Origin of the sequence: Nocardiopsis synnemataformans, from assembly GCF_965343085.1 — a bacterium.
Classification (GTDB): domain Bacteria; phylum Actinomycetota; class Actinomycetes; order Streptosporangiales; family Streptosporangiaceae; genus Nocardiopsis; species Nocardiopsis alborubida.
Genome location: NZ_CBDRFA010000050.1, coordinates 1 through 24,881 on the forward strand (window position 1 = coordinate 1; position 24,881 = coordinate 24,881).

23 protein-coding genes and 1 pseudogene are annotated in these 24,881 nt (G+C 67.7%); 14 read left to right on the plus strand and 10 right to left on the minus strand.

The genetic code is table 11. The features are described from left to right. From ACSIH6_RS25355 to ACSIH6_RS25370, 4 genes and pseudogenes are all read right to left on the minus strand, one after another. Positions 1 to 1,388 (minus strand): annotated as a pseudogene (locus tag ACSIH6_RS25355) (hypothetical protein); the annotation flags it as partial. 58 nt (positions 1,389 to 1,446) lie between these two features. Beyond that, a complete protein-coding gene (locus tag ACSIH6_RS25360; protein WP_435110821.1) occupies positions 1,447 to 1,821 on the minus strand; it encodes a DUF6507 family protein in 375 nt (124 codons plus the stop codon). Further along, positions 1,818 to 2,183: a hypothetical protein gene (locus ACSIH6_RS25365; RefSeq protein ID WP_435110822.1), complete on the minus strand. Its 366-nt coding sequence runs from the start codon at positions 2,181 to 2,183 to the stop codon at positions 1,818 to 1,820. Before ACSIH6_RS25365 ends, ACSIH6_RS25360 begins: the two co-directional genes overlap by 4 nt. A 1,320-nt stretch (positions 2,184 to 3,503) precedes the next feature. Then, entirely contained in the window at positions 3,504 to 4,223 is a 720-nt protein-coding gene (locus tag ACSIH6_RS25370; RefSeq protein WP_435110823.1) for a DUF6069 family protein, read from the minus strand. Positions 4,224 to 4,442: 219 nt separating this feature from the next. Between ACSIH6_RS25370 and alr the strand changes: the two genes are divergently transcribed. From alr to tsaD, 5 genes are all read left to right on the plus strand, one after another. Then, the gene (gene alr / locus ACSIH6_RS25375; protein WP_435110824.1) at positions 4,443 to 5,594 is read left to right on the plus strand and encodes an alanine racemase; all 1,152 of its coding nucleotides are present in this window, start codon (positions 4,443 to 4,445) and stop codon (positions 5,592 to 5,594) included. 144 nt (positions 5,595 to 5,738) lie between these two features. Then, entirely contained in the window at positions 5,739 to 6,251 is a 513-nt protein-coding gene (gene tsaE / locus ACSIH6_RS25380; protein ID WP_435110825.1) for a tRNA (adenosine(37)-N6)-threonylcarbamoyltransferase complex ATPase subunit type 1 TsaE, read from the plus strand. Positions 6,252 to 6,261: 10 nt separating this feature from the next. Further along, positions 6,262 to 6,939, plus strand: coding sequence for a tRNA (adenosine(37)-N6)-threonylcarbamoyltransferase complex dimerization subunit type 1 TsaB (tsaB, locus tag ACSIH6_RS25385; RefSeq protein WP_435110826.1), 678 nt, complete (start codon positions 6,262 to 6,264; stop codon positions 6,937 to 6,939). After that, positions 6,936 to 7,412, plus strand: a complete 477-nt coding sequence (gene rimI / locus ACSIH6_RS25390) for a ribosomal protein S18-alanine N-acetyltransferase (RefSeq protein WP_435110866.1) — start codon at positions 6,936 to 6,938, stop codon at positions 7,410 to 7,412. The genes tsaB and rimI overlap by 4 nt, the downstream gene beginning before the upstream one ends. Then, positions 7,405 to 8,439, plus strand: coding sequence for a tRNA (adenosine(37)-N6)-threonylcarbamoyltransferase complex transferase subunit TsaD (tsaD, locus tag ACSIH6_RS25395; RefSeq protein ID WP_435110827.1), 1,035 nt, complete (start codon positions 7,405 to 7,407; stop codon positions 8,437 to 8,439). Before rimI ends, tsaD begins: the two co-directional genes overlap by 8 nt. Positions 8,440 to 8,500: 61 nt before the next feature. Here the strand turns inward: tsaD and ACSIH6_RS25400 are convergent, their stop codons facing one another. Continuing rightward, positions 8,501 to 9,934, minus strand: a complete 1,434-nt coding sequence (locus ACSIH6_RS25400) for a GntP family permease (RefSeq protein ID WP_435110828.1) — start codon at positions 9,932 to 9,934, stop codon at positions 8,501 to 8,503. Positions 9,935 to 10,067: 133 nt separating this feature from the next. Continuing rightward, positions 10,068 to 11,033 carry a 5-dehydro-4-deoxyglucarate dehydratase gene (locus tag ACSIH6_RS25405; protein ID WP_435110829.1) on the minus strand — a complete coding sequence of 322 codons (966 nt, stop codon included), beginning with the start codon at positions 11,031 to 11,033 and terminating at the stop codon, positions 10,068 to 10,070. A 349-nt stretch (positions 11,034 to 11,382) separates the two neighbouring features. Here ACSIH6_RS25405 and ACSIH6_RS25410 point away from each other — a divergent pair, with 349 nt between their 5' ends. Beyond that, complete coding sequence (locus ACSIH6_RS25410) at positions 11,383 to 12,171, plus strand: IclR family transcriptional regulator (protein ID WP_435110830.1); 789 nt, start codon at positions 11,383 to 11,385, stop codon at positions 12,169 to 12,171. Between the two features lie 60 nt (positions 12,172 to 12,231). On the opposite strand, the gene ACSIH6_RS25415 is transcribed toward ACSIH6_RS25410, so the two are convergent. The 4 genes from ACSIH6_RS25415 to ACSIH6_RS25430 all read right to left on the minus strand — a co-directional run bounded on the left by ACSIH6_RS25415 (position 12,232) and on the right by ACSIH6_RS25430 (position 14,967). Then, complete coding sequence (locus tag ACSIH6_RS25415) at positions 12,232 to 13,107, minus strand: hypothetical protein (protein WP_435110831.1); 876 nt, start codon at positions 13,105 to 13,107, stop codon at positions 12,232 to 12,234. Between the two features lie 37 nt (positions 13,108 to 13,144). Next, positions 13,145 to 13,678 (minus strand): hypothetical protein, encoded by a 534-nt coding sequence (locus ACSIH6_RS25420; RefSeq protein WP_435110832.1) that lies wholly within the window; start codon positions 13,676 to 13,678, stop codon positions 13,145 to 13,147. A gap of 303 nt (positions 13,679 to 13,981) precedes the next feature. After that, entirely contained in the window at positions 13,982 to 14,164 is a 183-nt protein-coding gene (locus tag ACSIH6_RS25425; RefSeq protein WP_435110833.1) for a DUF397 domain-containing protein, read from the minus strand. Next, positions 14,161 to 14,967: a helix-turn-helix domain-containing protein gene (locus ACSIH6_RS25430; RefSeq protein ID WP_435110834.1), complete on the minus strand. Its 807-nt coding sequence runs from the start codon at positions 14,965 to 14,967 to the stop codon at positions 14,161 to 14,163. Before ACSIH6_RS25430 ends, ACSIH6_RS25425 begins: the two co-directional genes overlap by 4 nt. A 291-nt stretch (positions 14,968 to 15,258) precedes the next feature. On the opposite strand from ACSIH6_RS25430, the gene ACSIH6_RS25435 reads away from it, so the two are divergent. The 8 genes from ACSIH6_RS25435 (at position 15,259) to ACSIH6_RS25470 (ending at position 24,823) form a co-directional block, all read left to right on the plus strand. Beyond that, entirely contained in the window at positions 15,259 to 15,708 is a 450-nt protein-coding gene (locus ACSIH6_RS25435) for an ATP-binding protein (protein ID WP_435110835.1), read from the plus strand. A gap of 241 nt (positions 15,709 to 15,949) precedes the next feature. Beyond that, positions 15,950 to 16,273, plus strand: coding sequence for a hypothetical protein (locus ACSIH6_RS25440; RefSeq protein WP_435110836.1), 324 nt, complete (start codon positions 15,950 to 15,952; stop codon positions 16,271 to 16,273). A 37-nt stretch (positions 16,274 to 16,310) separates the two neighbouring features. Next, positions 16,311 to 18,788: a TPR repeat domain-containing protein gene (locus tag ACSIH6_RS25445; RefSeq protein WP_435110837.1), complete on the plus strand. Its 2,478-nt coding sequence runs from the start codon at positions 16,311 to 16,313 to the stop codon at positions 18,786 to 18,788. A 12-nt stretch (positions 18,789 to 18,800) separates the two neighbouring features. Then, positions 18,801 to 19,934, plus strand: coding sequence for a PQQ-binding-like beta-propeller repeat protein (locus ACSIH6_RS25450; protein ID WP_435110838.1), 1,134 nt, complete (start codon positions 18,801 to 18,803; stop codon positions 19,932 to 19,934). Positions 19,935 to 20,502: 568 nt separating this feature from the next. Continuing rightward, positions 20,503 to 21,324 carry a PQQ-binding-like beta-propeller repeat protein gene (locus tag ACSIH6_RS25455; RefSeq protein WP_435110839.1) on the plus strand — a complete coding sequence of 274 codons (822 nt, stop codon included), beginning with the start codon at positions 20,503 to 20,505 and terminating at the stop codon, positions 21,322 to 21,324. A gap of 11 nt (positions 21,325 to 21,335) precedes the next feature. Then, the gene (locus ACSIH6_RS25460; RefSeq protein WP_435110840.1) at positions 21,336 to 22,586 is read left to right on the plus strand and encodes a hypothetical protein; all 1,251 of its coding nucleotides are present in this window, start codon (positions 21,336 to 21,338) and stop codon (positions 22,584 to 22,586) included. Between the two features lie 180 nt (positions 22,587 to 22,766). Further along, positions 22,767 to 24,071, plus strand: coding sequence for an outer membrane protein assembly factor BamB family protein (locus ACSIH6_RS25465; RefSeq protein ID WP_435110841.1), 1,305 nt, complete (start codon positions 22,767 to 22,769; stop codon positions 24,069 to 24,071). A 296-nt stretch (positions 24,072 to 24,367) separates the two neighbouring features. After that, a complete protein-coding gene (locus tag ACSIH6_RS25470) occupies positions 24,368 to 24,823 on the plus strand; it encodes a DUF6098 family protein (RefSeq protein ID WP_435110842.1) in 456 nt (151 codons plus the stop codon). Positions 24,824 to 24,881: the final 58 nt, after the last annotated feature.

Genomic DNA, 24,881 nt, shown 5'->3' on the forward strand with positions numbered 1-24,881 from the left:
TAAGAGGCTGGCCGGGGAGCCGACGCGGGGGGAGAGCCGTCCGCGTCAGACGGATACACCGGATTCACCAGCTGGTCCATGTAGGCCTTGATGGCGGCCATGTTCGCGGAATCGACGTTGACCGCGGGGAAGTTGCTCTCGTCCACACGGAACACCGGGGCACTGCTGCCCCCGAAGGTGGGGAAGTTGGCGGGCAGGTCCACGTCGACGTCCGTCGCGCCGCCGGACCCGCTGTCACCGCCGCGACCGCCCATGCCGTCCACGATGGCCATGCCGCGCCAGGCCATCAGCGGCACGCCGACCACCGCGCCCACGCCGGTGGCGGACAGCGCGGCACCGAGGGCGGTGACGCCGATGTTGAGCACGGCGGTGCCGATCACGTAGCCGGGCCGCTCGCCCCACTCCTCCCAGGGCACCACCGAGTGGGCCAGGTCCTTCCACGCCGAGCCGACGGTGTCCCAGCCCGACCAGCCGTAGCTGTCGGACTCGGCGTCGTACATGCCCACCAGCGAGGCCACGGACTGGATGTTGCTCTCGTGGTACTCGTACAGGGCGTCGCCCCAGGACATGTTGAACCAGCCCTCGGAGCTGTGCATGCCCAGCATCGCGCCGGTGCCCTCGACCGCCCCGACGCCGAAGTCCCACACGGCGTCCCAGCCGTCGACCAACCAGCTCTCGTCGACGGCGGCCCCGCCCATGCCCCACTCGGTGGCCAGGTCCGCCAGGTCCTCCTCGTAGCCGTGGTAGAACACGTCGGGATCGAGGGCGCCGTCCCCGGAGGGCGTCTTCTCGAACGGGGTGCGGTCCGGGACGAACCGGTTGATGGCGTTGGCGCAGGCGAGCTCGGCGTCCGCGTAGTCCTCGATGATGCGGGTGCCCTCGTCGATGAGGCGCTGGTTCTCCTCCACGTCGGGGTGCTCGCCGATCCCGAAGAAACCGGGCACGCCCTCGGCCTTGCGCCAGTCCTCGCCCTTGGCGTCGATGCGGGCCCGGAACTCGAAGGCCTCGGCGCTCAGGCTGGACCAGCGGGACTTGATGTCGCGCAGGTCGGCGGCGAAGGTCTCCAGCGCGCTCGCGGCGTGGCCGAGGTCGGTCGAGACCGTGTCGCCGTCAGCGGCCACCGGGTCGAGCACGGAGTGGAGCTGTTCCGCCTCGGGGGCGTTGTAGTGGGACCTCAGCCCGCCCCAGGCGGACTGGATGTCGTTTCCGGTGTCGCCGACCGACTCCCCCGCGCTGCGCAGGTCGGAGGCCAGAGTCTCGATGTAGTCGGGGGAGGGGGTGGGGACGGGGAAGGTCGCGGGGCTGACCTTGTCATCACTGCCGGTGAGCATCTCGGTCTGTTCGCCGATGGTCAGCGGCGCGCTCGGGGCGATGTCGGGGGTAAGCACGTGGGAGGACTCCGGGGGAGAGGTGACCGGAGGAGGGGGAGGAGAGGGGCGGTCGGGGTCAGACGAGTTCGGCGTTCCCGCCCGGAGCGGGCGGCGGGGGTGGGTCGGGGACCACACCGGCGTTGCGCTGCGCCTCCAGCGCCATCTCCTCGTTGCCCGTGACGTAGGCGGTGGTCGCCTCGCTGGTCTGTGTGACGGCGTTGCCGGTCAGGGAGAGCATGTCGCCCATGAGCCCGAAGTAGTGCTCGGCGAACTCGCCCAGGGCGACCCCGATGGGGGCGCTGTTGATGTGGGTGCTGAGGGTGGTGACGCGTTCCTCGATCGTCGTCATGTCACCGAACAGGCCCTCTGCCCCGCCCTCCTCGCCGAGGTGGGAGAGGGTGTTGACGAGCACGGCGCCGATCTCCGGGGGGTTGATGTCCCAGGCGGTCACGGGGATTCCTCCTGCCGCTGTTCACGGGGCTCCTCGGGGGTGGGACGGGAGCGGAAGGCCTCGGGGCGGAAGGACCCGGTCTCGTTGCCGGAGCCGGAGCCGGAGCCGACGACGGGCTCGGACTCGGCACGGAGCGCCTCGACGGTGTGGAGCATCTGGTTCAGGGCCGAGCGGACCCGGGTGAGGTCGGTATGGGCGCGCAGACGCATGTACTCCGAGGACCGCTGGATCCTGAGCCCCGGGGGCGGGTACGGGTGCGGTGCCGACGGTCCCCCTTCCTGCCCGGGAACCCGCGCCGGGGGCCGCTTCTGCGGTGGGAGTGCTTCCTCGTCCTGGTCAAGGCGCACGATGTCGAATTTCACCGGTCGTTCTCCCCTCTCCGTCGTCTCCCGCGGCCTCCGTACGGACGCGCTCACCACACGGTGTGTACCGACGTACGGAACGTAGGCAATGGTTCCATTGTGGAGTGGTTCACCGACATCCGCCGAGGCGGGTGTGGACGCCCGTCGGGGCGGGGACGTCGACGCGCCACGGAAACGAGGCCAGTTCGGGAGCGGTGCGAGCGGGGCACGGACGTTCCGAAACCGTCCGGATGCGTGCGGTGTCCCGCGTGTGCCTGGCCGGATGCGGCCAGATCCGGCGCACCCGATCGGTGCTCCACGCCCGGACGGCGGGTCCGAGACGCCCCGCACGGCGGGTGGTGGATGGCGGATGGTGAGGATCTCGGCGGACCGCGCGGTCGTCCGGGTGCGAACGGGGCCGCCCGTCCCTCCGGCCGGTATCGCGCAGGCGGGTGGCGGCCGGAACGCGGACCCCCGGAAGGAGACCCCGGAACTCCTCGCACGGCGTTGTCCGCCCTTTGCGAAAAAGGAGATCCGGCCGGTCCTGGAGGGCGGGGACACGGCCGGATCTCCGCTTCACGGACCCGGAGGTCGGCTCATACGGGCTGGCTCGCCGCGGTGGCGTCGTGGACAGGCGCCGACCCGCTGGCCGACATCCTCTTCGGGGTCCTTGGGGGAGTGTGTTGGGCTGGAAACGGCAGAAGGTGAGGGGCCCGGTCCTGGAGGCGCGCAGGTGGGCGCGCAACCTCCGGAAGGCGAACGCGGTGGATCCCTTTTTCTTTTCCCTTTTCCTTGCTCTGCCTGTGCTTTGGTTTTGCCCGGACGTGCGCACCTCGAAACGCCCACTGCTGATTTCGATGTTCGTTTCTCTGTGGCGTTCTTGTTGTGTCCCGATGGGAATTGATGTGTTTTTTTGGCGCGAAAGGAGAAGATGAGGAGATATGCGGATCAGGTGATGTTTTCGGGAGGGTCGCGGTCATGTGACCCGCTTGGTGGTGCTTCGTCGCGCCCGGTGCCCATCCCGCCCCCGTCCTGACATATCCCGCACCCGCCCCGTCCCGCGCCTGGCCCGCACCTCACCCGGGCCCGCTTCCACCCGTGACCACCCCACCCCCACCCCCACCCCGCGACCGCGCTCGCCTCCTCCCATCACCCGGACACACGGGCCCGGGCATGCGAAAGGGGGCGGAGCCGCTCGGCTCCGCCCCCTCGTGCGCCGCGGGTCAGGGGGCGCCGCTCTGGTTCCCGGGGTCACGGGTCACCTGGTCCGGTTGCTCGTCCGGGTCGTCCGGGTCGCCCGGTGTGTCGGCCGACCGGTGCGTCGGCCGCACGGCCTGCCGCTCATCCGGCGTGCTGGTCGCCCGGCGCCTGCCGGTCGTGCCGCTCCCGCCTGGCGTGCTCCGCCTCCGCGTCCATCTCCTGGGCGCGGATCTGGTTCCTGTGGTACTCGTCCTGCTTCACGCTGGGCAGGATGCCCTCGTGCCGCAGGACGGGCTCCTCACCCTGCGCGGGCTCCCTGGGATCCACGGCCTGCGTCTCGTCCCTGGGCTCCGGCTCGGTTTCCCCGACGGGCCTCACGGTCGCCTCGTGCGCCGTGTACGCCGTCCGGCCATCCCTCGGTGTCCGGCTGCTCAGGGTGGAGGCGCGCCCCACGCTCCGCAGCAGGGTGATGATCGCGACGCCCGTGACCAGGTTGATCACGGCCGTGCTGACCTGGCTCGACGTGTCCACGGGTTCGCTGAACGGGGCGACTGCGGCGATCGCCGTGATCAGCCCCAGGATCCACCCGAAGAACTTCATCGCCCGCGGGGCGCTGAGCAGCAGCATGTGCATCAGCCCCGTGGCCAACAGCGCCGCCACGGCGGCCATCAGCGCGTAGACCACCGTGCTCGCGTCGCCCAGGTTCCCCGCGTCCTCCGGTGCGAGCACCGGAACCCCGAACACCCCCCGGAAGACCAGGGCGCCCGCGAAGATCACCAGCGCGGCCACGACGGCGGTGGCCATCCCTCCGTACCACAGCCTCGTGGTGTTGACGGGTCGTTCGCTACCTATCTCGGTCATGCCAGTACCCCCAGATACTGTGCCTCTGGGCCGATCCCCTACCCCGCATCCGTCCATGTACTACGAGTGACCGAGAAAACCCGCGTCGTGCCTGGTCACGCGGGATGCCCTGGGGCGCCGGGAAAAACGGTCACGACCTCCCGGGCGTGTCCGACCCCTCGCCGGGCGTGTTCCGGCGTCGCTCCGCTCCGGTCCCGCGCACGTGGAACACTGGAGTACATGTCTCACTTCGCGCACGCTCGCGTCGACCTCGACGCGATCTCCCACAACGCGCGGGTGCTCCGCGAGTTCGCAGGGGGCACCCCGCTCATGGGTGTGGTCAAGGCCGACGGCTACGGGCACGGCATGCTCCCGTCCGCCCGCGCCCTGATCGCGGGCGGCGCGACCTGGCTGGGCACGGCCTTCATCGGCGAGGCCCTCGAACTGCGCCGCGCCGGACTGACCCTGCCCGTCCTGGCCTGGATCATCCCGCCCGGCGAGCCGGTCGCGGAGGCCGTCGAGGCCGACATCGACCTCGGGGTGAGCGACCGCGCGGTCCTGGACACCGTGATCGCCGAGGCCCGCCGCATCGGCCGCACCGCCCGTGTGCAGCTCAAGGCCGACACCGGCCTCAACCGCGGCGGCGCGGGTCCCGCCGACTGGGACTCCCTGACCGAGGCCGCCGCCCGCGCCGAGGACGAGGGGCACCTGCGCGTCACCGGCGTGTGGTCCCACTTCGCCCGCGCCGACGAGCCGGGCCACCCCTCCGTCGCGCGCCAGCTCTCCCGCTTCCACGAGGCCCTGGAGACCGCGGACAAGGTCGGCCTAGCCCCCGAGGTCCGGCACATCGCCAACTCGGCCGCGCTGCTCACCCTCCCCGAGGCCCGCTTCGACCTCGTCCGCGGCGGGATCGCCGGTTACGGTTTGTCCCCGATCCCCGGCCTCACGGGGACCGGGCTGCGGCCCGCGATGACGCTGCGCTCCCGGCTCGCCCTCACCAAGCGCGTCCCCGAGGGCAGCGGCGTCTCCTACGGCCACCGCTACGTGACCGACAGGGAGACCACCCTGGCCCTGGTACCGCTGGGCTACGCCGACGGGGTCCCCCGCGCCGCCACCAACCGGGGGCCCGTCCTCCTGGGCGGACGCCGCCGCGTCATCGCGGGAACAGTCTGCATGGACCAGTTCGTCGTGGACGTCGGCGACGACGCCGTGGAGGCCGGTGAGTACGCGGTACTCTTCGGGAACCCGGACGACCACCCGGACACCCCGACCGCCGAGGACTGGGCCGAGACCCTGGACACGATCCCGTACGAGATCGTCACCCGGGTGGGGCCCCGGGTCCCGCGCGAGTACGTCGGCGGGCAGGTCCGAGCCGCGGCGGCGGGAGTCTGACCGGTCACCGCGATCCGGTCACAGACCTCCTCCATCCGGCCTAACCTGGGTGAAGGGGGTGCGCTCCGGCGGCCCCGCCCGCACACGCCCTGACCCGGCGCGCCGCGATCCACCATCCACACCAGATCACGAGCAGCGAATCTGATGACAGACGCGACAGCAACCACTCCAGGTGCGGCCACCGTCCGCGAGGTCACCGCGGCCACCGACGACGCCATGCGCACCCTCGGCCGCGACCTTGCCGCCCTCGCCCGACCCGGCGACCTGCTGATCCTGTCCGGGCCGCTCGGCGCGGGAAAGACCACCCTCACCCAGGGCCTGGGCGAGGGCCTGGGCGTGCGCGGATCGGTCACCTCCCCGACCTTCGTCATCTCCCGGATCCACCCCTCCCTGACCGGAGGCCCCGACCTCGTCCACGTGGACGCCTACCGGCTCGGCGGACCCGACGAGATCGACGACATCGACCTGGACATGACCCTCCCCGACTCCGTCACCGTGGTGGAGTGGGGCGAGGGCGTGGCCGAGGGGCTCTCCGACGACCGGTTGGAGATCCGCATCCAACGCCACCCCGACGACACCCGCTCCGTCCACCTGCGCGCCGTCGGCGCCCGGTGGACCGGCGCCGACCTGCCCGGCACCGCCGCCGGGCGCGGATAGGCGGTCACCCGTGCTTCTCCTGGCCTTCGACACCGCCACCCCGGCGGTCACCGCCGCCATCGGCGAGACCGGCGCCGACGGCTCCTTCACGCTGCGCGCCAGCGCGAGCTCCGTGGACGCCCGCCGCCACGGCGAACTGCTCGGCCCCACGATCGCGCGGCTCACCGAGGAGGCCGGGATCGTCCTGGCCGACCTCGACCACGTCGCCGTCGGCGTCGGCCCCGGGCCCTACACCGGACTGCGGGTCGGACTGGCCACCGCGCACGCCCTGGCCGACGCCCTCGGCGTTCCCTGCCACGGCGTCACCACCCTGGACGCGCTGGCCTTCGCCACCGGGCGGTCCGAGCCCTTCGTCGCGATGACCGACGCCCGCCGCAAGGAGGTGTTCTGGGCCCGCTACGACGACCGCCTCACCCGCGTGGGCGAGGTGCGCGTCGACCGCCCCGCCGAGGTGGACACCGGCGGGCTCGCGCTGGTCGGTGACGGCGCCCGCATGTACGCCGACGTGCTCGGCGCCGGTTCCGCCGCGCTGGACCCCCTGCACCCGGACGCCGCCGCCATGGCGGAGCTGGCCCTGCTGCGCCTGGGCCGCGGCGAGGAACTGCCCGCGCCCAGCCCGCTCTACCTGCGCCGTCCGGACGCGGTGGAGCCCGGTGCCCCGAAGAAGGTGCGCCAGTGGGTGAAGTGACGCCGACGCCGGGCCTGACCGGCGTGAGCCTGCGCGCGATGACCCCCGACGACGTTCCGGCCGTCATGGACCTCGAACGCGCCCTGTTCCCCCTCGACGCCTGGAGCGAGGGCATGCTCAAGGACGAACTGGCCGAGCCCACGCGCCACTACCTGGTCGCCGTGTCCGGGGACGCCGTCGTCGGCTACGCCGGGCTGCGCGCCGTCCCGCCCGAGGGCGACGTGCAGACCATGGCCGTGTCCGAGCAGGTCTGGGGCCGGGGCGTGGGCAGCTCGCTGCTCACCGAACTCCTCACCGAGGCCGGGCGGCGCGGCGTCACCCACATGTTCCTGGAGGTGCGCTCGGACAACCCGCGCGCCCAGAGGCTCTACGGCCGGTTCGGCTTCGTGCAGATCGGTGTGCGGCGCGGCTACTACAACGGGGCGGACGCGCTCGTCATGCGGCGCGTCGCCGAGGAGGGGAACCATGAGTGACCTGCCGCTGGTCATGGGGATCGAGACGTCCTGCGACGAGACCGGCGTCGCCCTGGTGCGCGGCTGCGAGCTGCTCGGCGACGCCGTGGCCTCCAGCGTGGACCAGCACGTCCGGTTCGGCGGCGTGGTGCCCGAGGTGGCCAGCCGCGCGCACCTGGAGGCGATGACCCCGACCGTGCACCGGGCGCTGGAGCAGGCCGGGGCCAAGCTGTCGGACGTGGACGCCGTCGCCGTCACCGCCGGTCCGGGCCTGGCGGGCGCCCTGCTCGTGGGCGTGTCCGCGGCCAAGGCGTACGCGATGGCCCTGGGCAAGCCGCTCTACGGCGTGAACCACCTGGTGGGCCACGTGGCCGTGGACCAGTTGGAGCACGGCCCGCTGCCCAAGCCCTCGATCGCCCTGCTGGTGTCGGGCGGCCACACCTCGCTGCTGCTGGTCAACGACCTGGCCACCGAGGTGGTCTCGCTCGGCGACACCGTGGACGACGCCGCCGGTGAGGCCTACGACAAGGTGGCGCGCCTGCTCGACCTGCCCTACCCGGGCGGTCCGCCCATCGACAAGGCGGCGCAGCGGGGCAACCCCAAGGCGATCCGCTTCCCGCGCGGCAAGTGGGGCGACGGCACCCACGACTTCTCGTTCTCGGGCCTGAAGACCGCCGTGGCCCGCCACGTGGAGGACACCGACCGCCGGGGCGAGCCCCTGGTGGTCGCCGACATCGCCGCCGCCTTCCAGGAGTCGGTGGTGGACGTGCTCACCCGCAAGGCCGTGGACGCCTGCGTGGAGCACGGCGTGAGCACGCTGGTCATCAGCGGCGGCGTGGCGGCGAACTCGGCGCTGCGCGCGCTGGCCGAGCAGCGCTGCCGGGAGGCGGGCGTCGAACTGCGCGTCCCGCGCCCGCGCCTGTGCACCGACAACGGCGCGATGATCGCCGCCCTGGGCGCCGAGGTCGTGGCGGCGGGCCTGCCCGCGTCCGCCCTGGACCTGGCCACGGACACGTCCCTGCCGGTGAGCTCCCCGCTGGCGATGTAGCCCACGCGGGACCGCCCCGGCCCGGAACCGGTCCGGGCCGGGGCGGTCCCGCCGGTGTCCCTCATCCGGCCAGCGCCAGGCCCGCGCTGATGGCGGCGGCGATCAGGAACGCGATGGACCCCATGAGGGTCTCCATCACGGTCCAGCTCTTGAGGGTGGTCTTGATGTCGATGTCGAGGTAGCGGTTCATCAGCCAGAAGCCGGAGTCGTTGACGTGCGAGAGCACCGTCCCGCCCGCCGCGATCGCGATGACCACGAGCGCGATCTCGGGCTGCGACATCCCGGCCTCCGCGATGAGCGGGGCCACGATCGGGGCGGTGGTGACGATCGCGACCGTCTTCGACCCCAGGGCCACGCGCATGATCGTGGCGATGATGAACGCCAGGACGATGGCGGGCAGGGCCGTGGCGGACAGGATCCCCGCCACGGCCTCGCCCGCGCCCGTCGCCTCCAGGACCTCGCCGAAGACCCCGCCCGCGCCGGTGACGAGCAGGACCAGGGCGGTCGGGCCCAGCGACGCGGAGGCGGCCTTCTCCACCCGCTCGCGCGTCATGCCCCCGCGCAGGCCCAGCAGCCAGAAGGACAGCAGGGTGGCGATCGTCAGCGCGGTGACGGGGTTGCCGACGAAGAGCAGGGCCTCCAGCACGGGCCCCTCGGGGAGCACCAGCGGGGAGAAGGTGTTGAGCAGGATGAGGGCCACCGGCAGGATGACCACGGCCAGGGTCAGCGACAGCGGGGGCGCGTTCTCGGGGACCTCGCTCAGCTCGTCGCCCTCCTCCTGGAAGGAGGCGGGGACGGGGACGAAGTTGCGGTCGCCCAGCCACTTGCCGAACACGTAGGCGCCCAGGTACCAGGCGGGCAGGCCGCAGACCAGGCCCATGAAGGCGATCCAGCCCAGGTGCCCGCCGAGCAGCTCGGCCGCGGCCACGGGACCGGGGTGGGGCGGCAGGACCGCGTGCATGATGGCCAGGCCGCCCGCCGCGGGCAGCGCGACGCTGATCAGCGACCGGCCCGACCGGGCGGCGACCGCGTACAGCAGCGGGACCATGATGATGAAGCCCACGTCGAAGAAGACGGGGATGCCCAGGAGCAGCGCGGTCAGCCCCATGGCGAGCGGGGCGCGGCCCTCACCGAAGAGGGTGAGCAGGCGCTGTGACAGGAGTTGGGCGGCGCCCGTCTCCTGCATCATGCGGCCCAGCATCGCGCCGAGCGCGACGATGATGGCGATGCCGCCGAGGGTGTCGCCCATCCCGGCTTCGAGCAGCCCCGGAATGCCGCTGAGGGGCAGGCCGGCGGCGAACGCGACGGCCGCGCTCACCAGGAGCAGCGCGATGAAGGCGTGCAGTTTGGCCCGCAGGACCAGCACGAGCAGCAGGACCACGCCGAGGGCGACGGTGAGGATGAGGGCCCACGGCGGGAGGGACCAGGCCGTGGCGGGGGCTTCGCTCGCGGAGAGGAACGCCCCGGAGGCGGAGGGGTGGGTGGTGGAGAGCATGGGAGACCTTGTCTCGGGAGGTGCGGGCGCTCCGACGCGGCGGGACGCCCGGGGGGCCGCGGCACCGGAGGGGGGATCCGGTGGCGGAGGTGGTTCCTGGAGCTGGTTGACGCTCCGGGGAACCCGGGGAGAGCTACCGGCGCGGCAGACGGGCGGCGAGGTCGAGCCCGGCGGCGAGGAGCCGCTCGGCCTCCGCCAGGTGGGCGGGCTCGGGCGCGGACAGCGGGGCTCGGACCGGGCCGACGTCGGCGCCGATCACCGACGCACGCGTTCGGGCGACCGCCTTGACCAGGGACACCGAGTACCCGGGGCCCTGGTCGCGCAGGCGGACCCAGGGGATGAAGAAGCCGTCGAGCAGCGCGTCGGTTCCCGCCGTGTCGCCCGCGCGGAGGGCGTGGAAGAAGGCGGTGGCGATCTCGGGCGCGAAGGCGTGCACGGCCGACGAGTAGGAGGAGACACCGATCGCGGCGTAGGAGCGCGCCTGGAGTTCGGCGGTCGGGGTGCCGTTGAAGAAGAGGAGCTCCTCGGGGGCGGCCCTGACCAGGCGCTGCATGCGGTCGAGGTCGCCGATGCCGTCCTTGAAGCCGATGACGCCGGGGATCCGCGCGATCTCGGCGAGGGTCTCGGGCTCGTAGACGGCCTGGGCGCGCTGGTACACGATGACCGGCAGGCCCGCCGCCTCCGCCACCGACCGGGTGTGCGCCACCAGACCGGCCTGGGTGCCGCCGATCAGGTAGGGCGGCAGCAGCAGGAGGGCGTCGGCCCCCGCCTCGCGGGCGACGCGGGCGAACTCCACGGCCAGTGGGGTGCCGTGGCCCGTACCGGCGACCACGGGCACGGCGCCGTCGGCGCGCCGGACGGCGGCGGCCACCGCGGCCCCGAACTCGTCGAGGCCGAGGCTGAAGAACTCGCCGGTCCCGCAACCCACGAAGACCGCGCCCGGCCCCGCGGCCAGCTGGTGCTCCAGGTGCGCCTCGAAGGCCTTGGGCGCGAAGGAGCCGTCCTCGGCGAACGGGGTGAGGGGGAAGGAGAGCACCGATCGGCGCATGCCTTCGGCGAGTCTCCCGGGGAGTTCGGGATCGGTCCCGACGTCACTCATATCGTCTCCATACGTAGATGGCATCTTCGTCTGTAGCCGAAGGTTATTTTGGGGGACACATCACGTCAACCTGGGACGCGGAGCACAAAAGGTGATGAAGCGGGCAACACTCCTGACAACACGGCGGGTGGCGCCGCGGGAGCGGGCGTGAGGGAGGGCAGGGGCGCAGGCGGCGGGAACTCCTGTGACGGAAGGGTTTCGCCACGTGTTCCGTGGCGCGCGGGACGGTGTCCGGGCGAACGGCGTTCTACACTGAGGACCCCGAGGCGGACGTCCTCGCTCGCCCCCGGCGGGCCGTCCCCGGCCGGGGGCCGACCCGGCCCGCACGCAGCAGGAAGGAGGCGGTCGAGTGTCGGCCGCGGAAGGTCACGGCGGTGTCCGAGAGGTCAAGTCGGCGGCGCGCACCGTCGAACTCCTGGAGATCCTGGCGCGCTACCGGGACCCGGTCACCCTGCGCACCCTCTCGGAGGAGATGGGCATCCCCCGCAGCAGCCTGTACGCGCTGGTGCAGACGCTCGTGAACCGCGGTTGGGTGCGGTCCGACCCCACCGGGGCCCTCTACGCGCTGGGCATCCGCGCGCTCTTCACCGGGACCGGCTACATCGACTCCGACGCCCGCGTGGCCCAGGCGCGCGGCCACCTGGACTCCCTCGCCGAGAAGCTGGGGGAGACGGTCCACCTCGCCCGGCTCGACGGCGGCGACGTCGTCTACCTGGCCACCCAGGAGTCACGCCACTACCTGCGGCCCTTCAGCCGGGTGGGCCGACGGCTGCCCGCGCACAGCACCGCCCTGGGCAAGGCCCTGCTGGCCGAGCGCGAGGACGGGCAGGTGCGCGACCTGCTGCCCGCGAAGCTGGAGGCGCTCACCGCCGAGACGATCACCGACGTGGACGCGCTCCTTGAGGACCTCGCGCGCATCCGCGAGCGGGGCTACTCCACGGACGACGGGGAGAACGTCGTGGGCCTGCGGTGCGTGGCGGTGTCCCTGCGCTACGACAATCCGGCCGTGGACGCCCTGAGCTGCTCGGTCCCGACCCCCCGGTACACCGAGGACGTGGCCGAGGCCGTGCTGGAGGCGCTGATGGAGGCGCGGGCGATCCTGGAGCGCTCCTGGCCCCCGGGTCCGGGCCTGGGGTGAGGTTTGTGGGGGTGGGAAGCCGCGGCCTCCCACCCCCACACGTGGTCGTGGTGCCCGGCCTCAGCCGAAGAGGTCCTCGGGACTGTTCACCTTGGCGGCCTTGCTGGCCCAGCCTTCGAGGGTGTCGAGGTCGTCACAGGATTCGATCCGCTGGCGGATCTCGTCGGAGACCTCGAAGCCCCGGGAGGAGAGGAAGAGGATCACGCTGCGCGCAACGCCCTCCTCGCGGCCCTCCTCGCGGCCCTCCTCGCGGCCAATGTCGACGTACTCGCGGGCGAAGTCGCTCTGCCAGTTGTAGGTTCCCACGGACATCAGGTCCTCCAGGTATTTCCGGGCCTCGTCGGAGCGCCCGGCCAGTACGTAGTCATAGTAGAACGCGCGGTGGTCGGAGGACACGGCGTTCAGTGCCTCCATCACCGCGTCCAGCGTGCGCAGGTCGTGGTCACCATGCGCCTTGGCCGACAGCACCGCCAATTCGGGCATACTCCGCGCCTGCTCCGGGTCAGCGACCACCGGAGTGTTGGACGGCCCCACCACGAGAGGCGTGAGGTGGTCGCCCGGATACCCGGTGTGGATCGGACCGGTGTAGTACCGGGCGAGTGCGTCGGTGGGACACAGCGCCAGCAGCACTGTCGGGCACTTGACCTGGGCCCGGACGGTCGCGTGGTACACCGGCCAGGTCCAGAACTTGTCCTGTTCCTGCTTGTGCTGGCGCTCCACGACCACGGCCAGGACCTTCTTGGTGCCGTTGCGCAGCACCACGGCGCCATCGCTGGTGTAGACGCGCGGTTTGCTGTCGGTGCACTCGGAGGAGGTCATCGAGGCCTCGGTGTACTCGGGCAGTTCGAAGCCGACGGCGTCACGGAGCAGGGGGATGACCACCTCCGGTGCGTTCCGAATGATCTTCAGGGGTATCTCGTGTTCTTCGCTGGGCACGGCGTTCCTTGTCGTTGTCGTAGGGGCGAGGAAGAGGTCACGCGGGTGTGGCCTGGCGCTGCTGGTCTCGCCAGGTGCGGACGAGGGAGGTGAGTTCAGCCCACTCGGAGAACTGGGCGCGGGCGGGCTTGGCGGGTCGGACGACGCCGAAGCGGGGCGCGGGTTCGCCGAACAGGTGACCGTCGGGATCGTTCTTCCACTGCTGGAGCAGGGCGGCGGCGCGTTCCTGGACGAGGGCGAACGCGCGCCGGACCTCGTCCGTCTCGGAAGCGGTTTCGGGTCGGCGGGGCGCGGGGACCCGGATCGTGGACGCGCGTGCGCGCAGACGTTCGTGGGCGGCGAAGTAGGGGCGCACCAGGGCGATGTCCTCGGCCGGAACGGTCTCGCGGGAAGGTGCCAGGCGGGGCGCGGGCGCGGAGACGGGGAGGGGTGCGGGCGCGTAGCGGCGGACGCGGGTGGAGCGGCGACGGCGGCGACCGGCCACCGTGGAGTGGCGTCCGCAGGGAGCGGAGAAGAAGGCGATCAGCGGGCCGAGGGCACGGTTGAGAAGGGCAGCGCTAAACTGGCGCATGCTGGCAGTTCCTTGTGGTTAAAGGGGTTGAAGTTGCTGGCCAAGGCCCCGGGCGGTAGTTGACCGTCGCGGGGTCATTCGTGCTTTCAGTTGTGTGTTCGGGAAAAGGTTAAGGCATCGTGGGAGTGCTTGGCGAAGCTACGGCGAAGTAATGTGCGGGTCACATTCACAGCTCGGCCGTTGCGGCAGATCAGGGGCCTCGCGAGAACCTTTCTCGCCAAAAAGACAAAAGGTTCTATCCGGGCATGGAACGCAAAAAGGCCCCCGTCCCAGAAACGCGGGACGGGGGCCGTTGCGATGCGGTCAGCGGTCGCCCTTGACGGAGGCGAGGAAGCCGGACCATGCGGGGCTCCCGAAGGCGAGGTGGCCGTGGTCGCGGTGCTGGGTGTCGCGGACCAGGGTGCGCTCGGAGCCCTCGGCGACCTCCACGCAGTTCTGGTGCGAGCCACCGCTGTAGCTGCTCTTGTGCCACTGGACGTCACTCATGGCGGAAATCCCTCAATCGTCTCTTCGACCAGCCGCAGCGACTGGCTCGGTGGCATCGCTGCTGCCTGGAGGCGGTGGAACCTCAGTTTGAACTCTCCCACGGCGTCGGGATCGTGGACGAACTGGCCCTTGTAGGCCGACTCCACGTACACGAGTTCCCGTTCCGGCGGGGGATCAAGGACCGTGAACGGTCCGACCAGCCCTGAGTGCAGAGGCTCCTCTGTGATCTGCAAGGTTATCCGCTCGCGCGCGGCGAGAGCGTGGATGTGCTTCAGCTGTTCGCGCATGATGGGTCCGTGATCGATGGGTTCGGTGAGGACCGCGCGGCCGATCACCACCATCATCACCGGGGTGTCCGCGCTCTGGAAGCGCTCACCCCGGGCGATCCTTTCCCGCACGCTCGCCTCGGTCTTGGCCTGTGGCTCCCATGGCGTGACCGCCCGCATGACGGCCGTGGCGTAGTCGGCGGTCTGGAGCAGCGAGGGGACCAGGAAGGGGTGGAACTCCAGGATGGAGGCCGCCTTCTTCTCCAGGTCCTCCATCTGGCCCAGCCAGGGGAATCTGCCCTCCTTGACGAGCTCGTCCCACAGCCGTTCCAGTTCGCCGCCGGTCTCCAGCGCCTCGTCCAGTGACTCCAGCACCTCGCGGGTCGGAGTGGTCCGGCCGCGTTCGAGGTTGGACACCGCCGTGCCCTTCACCCCCAGGGCGCGGCCCAGCCTCTCCTGGGTCATCCCGAGGTCCTCGCGTCGCTGCGCGGCGACGCTGCCCCAGCGTTCCTTGATGTCGGTGCTCACCTTCGGCATGCCTGATATTCGCACATCAGAAATGGACAAAAGGGTACTACCCTGCTTTTCCTTCATGCGATGGAGTTTCGCAGGAACTCCATCCGCGCGAATGGACTTTCGCGGGAACTCCATACGGGGAGGCCAAGACCCTGGGCCGCGGCCAAGCTGTTCGGTGACGGAGAAGCGCAGGTCAGGGGAGCGGCAGTGACGGTGAACGGCAGCGGCGAGGGCTGGAAGCAGTGGCGGGCGGAACTCCCGAAGAGGATTCCGTCCCGAATTCCGGGCGTCCGGATGGTGAGTTGGGGGTCGATGCCGCAGCAGGTGGCCTCCGCGCGGATGTGGTGCTGGAACGGCAGCAAGCTCGACTACCACCGGGCCCATCCCCTCCTGACAGTCCTGTCCGAACTCCACACGAACGCCCTGCGCCACACGGCCTCGGGCAGTGCATGCGGTCGCGTGCGCATGGAGATGGAGGGCTACCGGGGCGTGTTCTGGCTCGCGGTGACCGACGACGGGGCCCTGCCGGGCAGGGCGCCCACCGTCCCGGAAGTGGGCACCGGATTCGGCCTGCGCCTGGTCGACCGCCTGGCCACGGCCTGGGGCTGGTTCGGTCGGCCGGGACACCCGATCACCGTGTGGGCCGTGGTGGACCCGCGCGGGAGCGCGTCCCCGGCGGCTCCCGAGCGGCAGCCGGAGGTTCCGGCCCGTGGTCCAGCGGTGCCCGAGGTGGGGGTCCCCGCCCAGCGCGCCGCCGGGTGATCGACGCGTACCGGGGCGGGCCGCGAGGATTGGCGGTCCGCCCTCTTGCTGCGCGAGGACTCCTCGGTGATCTGACCACATCCGGACAAGGGCGGAACGTCGTCCCTGTTAACAGGGGTTCTGGGTTTCGGGGTGTCTCCCGGCCCCGATATCTTCGGTTTCGGTAATCGGATGAATACCCCTGATACTTCCGGTTCTCCGGAACGTGGCCGTAGGGAAGAGAACGAAGGCAGGTGGAGCTGTGCTTACGGGCCCGGTCGGTGTGAACGTTGACGACGCCTACGCGGGTGGGTCGGCTTCGGCGGAGGCGGCGGCACGGCTGCGGGACCTGCCCACCGACTTCGACGAGGCGATCCAAGCTGCCAAGAGCGCAACCAGCGGTGCCCCTGGCGTGACTGGGTGGAGTGCCTTCGGTTCGGTCGAGGAACAGCACATGATCGATGTCCGCGACCACGCCAGGACGCTCGCGGAGAACATCCAGTCCGGTTCCTATGAGGCAGCTGTGACGGACCTGGAGTCGTCGGAGGAGTACGACATCCCCATCAATGGCGCTCAGCTCTACTGACCCCCTTCCCCCACGAACCCTCCCCAGGAGCCTCAGCTTGTCCGCGCTCAGCTACACCGAATGCGCCATCGAACGCAGCGCCGTCGCCTCCGCCAGAGAGACCTTCGAGGAGCTCTACTCCCTGATCACCGGGCGTTCCGCTGACTACAACACGATCACCACGCCCGTGGGCTTCGAGTTCTCCGACCAGATCGGTGAAGGCCTCAGGACCGCCGCGAATGAGAACCAGTACGCCTGGAGCAGTTCGATGCTGGCCTGTCTCCATGCCTACGGGGTCCTCGACAAGATCAGCACCGACGTCAAGTGGTACGAGGACAGGATCGAGGAGATCAAGGGCGATCTCTCCGCGGCGCTCGCGAACTCGAGCGACCCGGAGAACCTCGCTGTCATGAACTCCATCATCGATGCGCACAACCTCCAGGCTGAGGAGGCGTGGCGGGACCTGGAGACCAGGTGCGACGAGTCCCAGGACATGCTGAAGGAGGGCCCCACCCCGGAGAACATCCGGGCTCTCGGCGACGGGGGCTACTTCGGCAACAACGAGAACATCGGGTTCTACACGACAGAGAACCTCGACTACTACGTCGTGGACGAGGGCCAGGCCGAGGTCATCGCCACCCACCTCGGCCACGCGGTCCTCGACGGCAACGAGGTCAGCATCGAGCTGCTGGAGGACAACCCCGAGTACCTCGCGTTGATCGCCGCCGTGGTGTCGCGCGGTCTGCTGGCCCAGCAGAACGGCGACAGGCTGTTGGGCGGTGAGGTCGAGTTCATGGAGACTCTCTTCGGAGACATCGGTGAGATCAGCGGCGACAATCCGAGCTTCCTCCAGTTCATGGACCAGGTGAACAGCAGCGAGCACATCAGTGACTCGTTGCGTGAGGACATCAACCTCCACCTGGCCAACTCCATGCTCATCCTCTCCGACGAGGACATCGGCGGAGGGGTGGGCAACCTGCCTCAGGACGTGCGAGACGTCCTTGACGTCCCTGATTTCCCCGAAGTCAACGATCTCGGCTACGACGACTCGGAAGCTTACGACTTCACGGCTGCCCACAGTGACTGGGGCGAGCCGTTCACGACGCTGAGCACGTTTCTCGACAGCGCGGGCACCGGTGTCCGGGGTGGGACGGAGTTCTCGACCGCGCTCATGGGCACGGTCGTCGCGACCCTCGACGTTCCCTACTTCCCCACGGGAACGCCCGCTGAAGAGCACTTCCAGAACGTTATCGAGGTCGCCAGTCGGAACGACGAGGCCAACCACATCATCATCACCGGTGAGGACTTCGAGGGGGAGCCCTACCAGCACTACGAGAGCCATGGGGACCTCACCCCGGAGAAGGTCCTGGAGACCTTCTACTCCCACGATTGGGAGGACGACGGCGCCGCAGTGCGCGGCATTACTGACTGGATCGCCAATCACGAGGACCATGGGACCCCGGAACAGCAGGAGCACGCAGGGCGGGCGGCCCACGCGCTCATAGAGATGCTGGCCGATGAAGAGGACGGGAAGAATCCCTTCAAAAACACTGGCGTCAGCATCGAAGGGAACCCGGACGCCTCTGTCGGAGAGTTGAACCCAGAGCTGGCCGACGGTTTCGCTGATATTTATATATCATATATCGATGACTTCACCTTGAACTCCGGTGAGAGTGGGTACGGGCCCATTGGTGACCAACAAGGGGACAGGCTTCTCTTTCATGAAAGCGGTGAGGACGTCCTCACCCTGCCGGCGGAAGTTCGTCAGGACTTCTTGCAGCTGATCGTTGCGAACGAGGACGTCTCGCCTCGTGTCATCGCCGCCACCGAGGCCCAGGAGTGGAGAGTCCTGGAGGAGACCTTCCAAAGGGAGGGTGTCAGCCCCAGGGCCGGAGGCGAGGTCGCCGGAGACCTGCGCGAGATGGTGACCGAGGCGATCCTGCAGGAGTACATCGAGCGCGATCAGAGTGTCACCGCAGCTCGGGAATCGGCTCGGAAGCAGTGGGAGACCGGATACGGCGTGTTCTCAGCGGTGGTTTCGAATGCTGCAGGAGGTCCTGGGGGAGTGCCCGGAGGTATCGCTGCCGGTGTGGTACTGGAGTCCTTGAAGCAGCCGTTCACCGAATTCATCGACGAGCAGATGAAGGAGCGGATACCTGACGTCTACGACCCTCTGGACGAGCAGGGGGAGGGTACTGAAGTCGGTGACTTCGTTCTTCAAGGCAGACAGGAGGCACACCACCATTCGGTCCTTCAGATGGCGAATGTGTTCCTGGAAATGGGGGTTATCGACGCCGCAGATCTGGAGTCGGAGGACCTGCTGGTCGTCTATCCCAACGGTGAGACACGTCTTCCTGTAACGACCGCAGAGTGGGGAGGAACTACGAGCGAGAGGTCCGCCGACCTCCTGGAGATCCTGCGTTCCGCTTCTCTGGAGTACGAGGGGGCCGACGCCGGGGTAGATGTAGATGAGTACATTGATGGTTATGACATTGCCTATGAGCCGGAAAGCCTGGGTAGGTCCGGGGGGAACTAGAGAGTCTCGGAGATGTTCGTTCCTGTGAAGCGTCTATGGATTTTCTTGGCCTCGATGCTGCTGATCGCTGTCCTCCTCGTGGTTGTCGGTGTCAATGTTCTGGGTTCCTTTCCGGGCCGTCATGAGTCGACGGGTGAGGAGCTGCCGTCATCTCTTTCTCTTGCGGCTGTCGCGGAGGTCGAGGAGAGTCTTGAGGAGGATTCGCGCGGCCCGCTGGAAGAACTCCTGACCACCGAACACGGGGTACTGGCGGTCTTTGACGACGGTGTCGCCCTGTTTGGCACCGACCCTGTGATCGAGGTGTGGAGTCTTCGGGACCTGGGCGGGCCTGTGGCAGCTGGAGTTACCGCGGACGGTGGCCAGGTTGTGCTGGCTCAGGAAGGAGCAGGGCCGTTCTCGGGTCGTACGCGCTGGGCCGTCCTGGACGAGGCCACGGGTCAGACCGTCGCCGACCACTGGGCACAAGAGTCGCCGGATGAACTGGTCGCTCACCTGGCCACCGACTCCAGGCTGGTCCTGGCCGAGGGCGGCCGGGTCACCGCTCGCGCACTGGAAGATGACCGGGAGTTGTGGAGCCTGGAGCCTTCGCAGACCTGCGAGGAGCCTGAGGTGAAAGTCGTCGGAGGCACAGTCACCATGGCCTCGCTCTGCGGTGACGAAGTCCGTTTGTCCGGCGTCTCAGCCGAGACGGGAGAGCCGGTGTGGGAACACACCTGGCCCGGTAACGCTCTCCCCGACATGCACATTCTGACTCCGCGTACGGTTCCCGGAGGGCAGGAGGACCCGGTGGAGCGCATCGTGCGCGGTGATCTGGCAGGCGGATACGTCCTGTTCGGTCAGGGTGAGGTGTTCGACCGGGCTCGGGCGCGGGAGTACCTCCCACCGCAGGCGGACCCGGATGAGGCGCTCGCCCACGTGGTGCTGGTGGAGGACCTCCAGGATGCCGACGCGCGCCTGGTTCTCCAGGCAGGGCACGTGTTCCTCGAAGAAGGTTTGGTAGACGAGGAAGAGCTCGACGAGGTCGGACTGCTGGTCGACGGGCAGCTTCCCGTATCGACACAGGAGTGGGACGGTGACCCCCGCATGATGATCGATGACCTGGATGCCCTGCTTGCCGCACAGAACGGAAGCTTGGAGCGGCAGTAGGGCCGTGGTCCTGCGTGAGTGTCCCGGTTCGGAAACTGCCTGCGCGGTTGGCCTGTCTGAGTTGGAGACGCAGGGGAGAAGCAGCCTCTCCGGAGCCGGGGGCGCTGTGGTCGTCTTCGCGGTGGCGGTGATGGGCACGGGATGTGGATACGGCCCGAAAAGTGCGAAGAAGGACTGATGGCAGGCGCAATTGCGGAGGCCAGGGAGCTCTGGAGAAGTGGTGTCCCCCGGTTCTTTCCTCACGGGACGCACTGGCCGACCGTGGTCGCGATTGCGGCGTTGCTCCTGATAAGCGGGTGCGCCACACCGGACACGACGGTGGTCGACGAGGGCGTCGCAGACGGAGCACGAGGGCCGTTCACCATGGCTGAGGTGGACGTGGTCGAGGAGTTCCTGGCGGACGGCTCCCGGGGGCCTGCCCCCGAGCTGGTGCCCACCGCCTCCGGTGTTCTGGCGTTGTTCGAGGACGAGGTGGCTTCGTTTGGCGTGGACCCGGTGGGCGAGGCCTGGCGCTTGGAGACTCCTGGCCCTGTTCGCGACGCGCCCGTCGGGGGTGGGCGAAGAAAGCGTGCTGCTGCGGTACGGAGACGACCTCGGCCCGGTGACACGCGAGCGGACCGTGTTGCTGGATGCGAGAGACGGCCGTGTGACCGAGTCCTCCACGGCCTGGGGCGAGACGCCTTCTGGTGAGACGCACCTGATGCGTGAGGCGCGGGTGGCGGCTGAGCCTGAGGGGACACTGGTTGCTCGGAGCCTTTCCGACGGTGATGTGGCCTGGCAGCGCGATCTGTCGGAGACATGCTCATCGGGCAACGTGGATGACGTTGACGTCGCGTCCGCCGGGATCCAGTTGTTGGTGTCCTACTCGTGTACCGAGGACGGCACGGCTCACACGGTGATGATCGAGGAGAGCAGCGGGAACACCCTCTGGGAGGAGTCGTGGCCGGACGCACCCGTGCCCGGAGCCCCCGACGAGGTCGCCCTCGCCACCGCGACACACCGCCAGACCGGCCACAATGTCGGCGACCGGGTGGAGGTGCACGGATCCAACGGACGGACGCACGGGTTCACCGTCGTCAGCCTGGTCAACGCCGGGATCGACTCCCTGAACTTCCGCGGCGGGCTGTTCTACACACCGGAGACCGCCGTGGAAATGACCGGTCGTGAGGACTTCGTCAAGATCAACATCGTGGGCGCGGACGGGCCCTCGCAGAAGGACATGACCGAGGCTGTCTCGGCGGTCGTCGGGGCGGCCGGGGCCGGGGGCGACGTGGAGTCAACCATAGAGGACTTCCAAGACGGATATGGATCTCACCATGAGAGCCTCAGTGACCTCTTCAGAGCTGCCGAAGAGGTTGCTGAAGAGCGCAAAGAAAACTCCAAGGATTGATGTTGTCGGGCATGTCTATTATTAATTCCGGTTTCTCAAGAAGGAACTATGTATACGCCTCGATTCTCCTCGCTATGGTTCTCCTGATTTCTGGCTCCTTGTATTTAACTTTCTCGTCTGGGGTGGAGTACTCTTCTGGCCCCGATGTCGAAAGTTATGTGCTCTCTTCTGAGGACATGGAACGAGCGAGGGAGGATTTTTCGGAATACGAGGGGGATAAGGTAAACGATATTATTGCGACCGCGGATGGCGCTGTGCTAGTCCTCAGAGACCGTTTGGTTTCAGTTGGCGGACCCGAGTGGCGCGAGATGTGGAGCTATGAGAGAAGGGGGGAAGTCAGGCAGGTATTCGTTTCTCCTTCGGGAAAGAGAATCCATGTCCTCTTCGGGGATGGAATTCTTTCCTGGGGGAGTGGCAGTGTTGTGGGATTGCGTTCATCAAATGGAAGCAGTTTTTATGAGCATTCTGCCGGTTCTCTGATGGGAGGGAGTTCAGGCGAGGAATATTATTTTTCTGATGAATATTTTATGAGGATCTCTCCTGAAGGCGAAGGCATGTCCATGGAATCCTATGAGCTTGATTCTGGAGAGCTATCCTGGAAAGAAAACGTTAGTTCTCTCTGTACAACCGGCCGGTTCGATGCCTCTGTCGGAGTGGACGTGATCCCTGCCCCTGTAGGATTTATTGCTTCTTTGACCTGCCTTATAGAAGATGGTGGAGTACGGCAGGCTCTGGTGCACGTAGAGGAAGACAGGGGAGGTGAACACTGGAGAGAGGAGTGGGATGCAGAGGAGCCCGAGAAAATAGACATGTTCTACCTGTCGGGCGCGACGGTTCCTGGTACAGCGGATGATCTGTTGGGTCAGGCGCTGGCTTCCCGAAACAGTGATATCGAGTACGCACTTGTTGCGGACGGTGCCAGAATGGCTGCGGGCGCAGATTATGTAGTCCCGTCGGTCTTTGATTACCAGCCTCTGCGCGAGGTGTTCCCGGTTCCTCTTGAAGACGACGAGGTCCGCCCCGACTTGGTTGTCTTCGGTATGCCTGCGGAGATCGAACTCCAAGTGGCTGTTCAGGGTGCTTGGCAGCTCATTCAGGACCCGGAGGTCGATGTGGAAATAGAAGACTTCTCTATCTTGGAATTCCGTGAGCAAGGCGAGTCGGTGCATGCCACCAGCTATAGAAACTGGGAGGAGCAGAGTTCTCCGTCTGCTGTAAGGACTTTGATCAACGAGATGCTTCTTTCTTTGAGGGAGGAATAAAGGCCTTCAGGGAGCACCGACGACTCGTCGTTGAGCGACGGTGGGGTTGAGATCGGCGCAGAGTCCCAAAGTCGTTGTTTTAGATTGTTGTCGCTGGTGGGAAATACAAGCTGGTGTGGACAAGCGATCGAGGCCGACTGTCGGGATTGGGAAAATTCCCGGTAGGAAGGTTGGTTGAAGGTGCGCTCGAAACTGACTGGAGCGAAAGCGCTATGCCTGGCGTTCGGCATTTCGATCGCCACGTCGTCCTGCACTGCATACCAAGATGGCGATAGCCATGTCGTCTACGATGACCCGCATACCCTGGACCTCAGGGAGTCCGTTGATCGGGTCGGCTGGCAGTGGCGCCCTCGTGGAGGAGAAGAAGTTATCTCCGTACATCCGCTCCCTGTGGGAGTCGCAGTAATCCTTGGTGATGGAGTGGTGGCATTATCTGGAGAAACTGGAGAAGTTGTATGGGAGTATCGAAATTCAGAAGAAAACTTCACCGGAGGAGTATCGGGCAACGGTGACTACCTTGCATTGGAAGCCCAGGTTCCGGGGGGAGGTGGATACAAAGTTATGCTCTTGGACTCAGAAACGGGTCAGATAGAGCACGACATATTGATTGACGCCGAAGAGGTTGAATCCTATTCATACCTTTTCCGCGAATCTGGAGCGCATATCGCTCTCATGTCAGATCGTGTCCGTATTGTCGGGGTGGGAGAAGGCAACGGGGATGCTGTCAGTCTTTCTGCCTTTTCTCTTTCTGATGGAGAAGAAGTCTGGTCCGGCCCCGAAGCCCTCTCTTGCGATTCGGGGAAGAGACTTCGTCTTTCCGCTGCTTCAAGCGTCCTTGTCGGTGATGTTCTGGTGGCACCCTACACGTGCGCGGAATTTCTGAGCAACGAGGAGATGGAGGAGGCTGAGGGGGCTGTCGGGAACCAGGAAATGTCTGTTGGCTTGCTTGGTGTTGACGTTCAAGATGGAAGAGAGTTGTGGCGTTTGGAGGAAGAGCACATAGGCGTGGTCAATGATTCCTACGACCGAGAGTTCATCCGGCTGAACCAAGGGCATGTTTCTATTCATTCCCAACGCCTGCAAAGCATGGTGGTTGACGTGCGAGATGGTCGTGTGGTTATGGAGGGAGCGAGTGTTCTGGCTGCGGCAGAAGATATGTCGTGGGCTGTACAATCGCAAGGGCGCGGAACCTATGTGCGAATAAATGAGGCGGCGGAGGAGGAGGGTAGGATGGAAGTTGATGGCGAGGATTCTCAGGGTGAAGATTATGGGGTGGCTTTTCTAGAGCAGGCGATCGTAATTTCTGGGGATGTGGGCGCAGAGGAAAGTTCATGGGCTACTGTGCGAGAATGGGGAGGTGGCATCGAAGAGATCAGGGCGGATATGGATTTTTCCGAACATCGTGTCAATGATGTAATTTCAGTGCCGGGTGCTGTTGTTATATTTCATGGCGAGGGAGAGGGCGGACTTGTCGGCTTGCATTAGTCGCGATTCATCAGTGGGCTTCGGTCGCTGGTTGGTTCGGTGATTCGCCCGTTATGTCCCCGGGCGGCGGAGGACAAGTTCTCGCGTCATGCCGCAGGATGTGTCGGCTCCCACGAGCCAGGGAACGCCTGTGTCCTCTTCTCTGGCCCTCGGCGGGTCGGTCCGCTTGTGCGGTGTCGTTCGAAGGCGCCCCGGTCTTGGCCCGGGGAATTGGGGCGAACGCCGGGCGGCGGCCTTGCCTCCGTGTTGACGCGGGGTCGGGCTTCCACCTCGGCGGGCGGGGTAGTCGGGGCCGTATGGACGCGACTCCTCAGCAACACGGTTCACCGGCAGCCCTGCCCACCGTCACCAGCCTGTCCGAACTGGCCGACCTCGTCCGCGGCCACGACCGCCTCTACCTGCGCTACTCGGACGGCCCCGAGCAGGACCGCCACGTCGTGAGCAAGGACTACGAGAGCGAACTCGAACTCCCCGGGCTCTCGGTCACCGTCCTCACCCCCGAGTCCTGGTGGACCCGCCCCCTGGAGGACTGGCTCTCCCGCCAGGTGCGCAAGTACGCCTCACTGGTCGAGGAGGACCCGGACCGGGTGGGGTGGGTGCTCCAGGGCGACACCGTCGCACACGGCCCCGACCACGAACCGCTCCTGAGCCGGGTGCGGCCGGTCGCCTACCTCTCCGAGGCCGTGATGGAGGAGGCGCAGAGCAGGTACCGGCAGCGCTTCGAGGCGGGCAGGAAACCGACGGATCCGTAGCGGCCGGTCCGCTCCCAGGGCGTTTCGGCCCCCGGGGGTGGAATCGGATTCGGTCTCC

Coding starts and splice junctions, on each gene's coding strand:
- ACSIH6_RS25435 (WP_435110835.1), top strand. CDS start 15,259: ATGCCGCAGCAGGTGGCCTCCGCGCGGATGTGGTGCTGGAACGGCAGC.
- ACSIH6_RS25430 (WP_435110834.1), bottom strand. CDS start 14,967: ATGCCGAAGGTGAGCACCGACATCAAGGAACGCTGGGGCAGCGTCGCC.
- ACSIH6_RS25425 (WP_435110833.1), bottom strand. CDS start 14,164: ATGAGTGACGTCCAGTGGCACAAGAGCAGCTACAGCGGTGGCTCGCAC.
- ACSIH6_RS25450 (WP_435110838.1), top strand. CDS start 18,801: ATGTTCGTTCCTGTGAAGCGTCTATGGATTTTCTTGGCCTCGATGCTG.
- ACSIH6_RS25470 (WP_435110842.1), top strand. CDS start 24,368: ATGGACGCGACTCCTCAGCAACACGGTTCACCGGCAGCCCTGCCCACC.
- ACSIH6_RS25420 (WP_435110832.1), bottom strand. CDS start 13,678: ATGCGCCAGTTTAGCGCTGCCCTTCTCAACCGTGCCCTCGGCCCGCTG.
- tsaE (WP_435110825.1), top strand. CDS start 5,739: ATGACAGACGCGACAGCAACCACTCCAGGTGCGGCCACCGTCCGCGAG.
- ACSIH6_RS25405 (WP_435110829.1), bottom strand. CDS start 11,033: ATGAGTGACGTCGGGACCGATCCCGAACTCCCCGGGAGACTCGCCGAA.
- ACSIH6_RS25460 (WP_435110840.1), top strand. CDS start 21,336: ATGTCTATTATTAATTCCGGTTTCTCAAGAAGGAACTATGTATACGCC.
- ACSIH6_RS25400 (WP_435110828.1), bottom strand. CDS start 9,934: ATGCTCTCCACCACCCACCCCTCCGCCTCCGGGGCGTTCCTCTCCGCG.
- alr (WP_435110824.1), top strand. CDS start 4,443: ATGTCTCACTTCGCGCACGCTCGCGTCGACCTCGACGCGATCTCCCAC.
- ACSIH6_RS25370 (WP_435110823.1), bottom strand. CDS start 4,223: ATGACCGAGATAGGTAGCGAACGACCCGTCAACACCACGAGGCTGTGG.
- tsaD (WP_435110827.1), top strand. CDS start 7,405: ATGAGTGACCTGCCGCTGGTCATGGGGATCGAGACGTCCTGCGACGAG.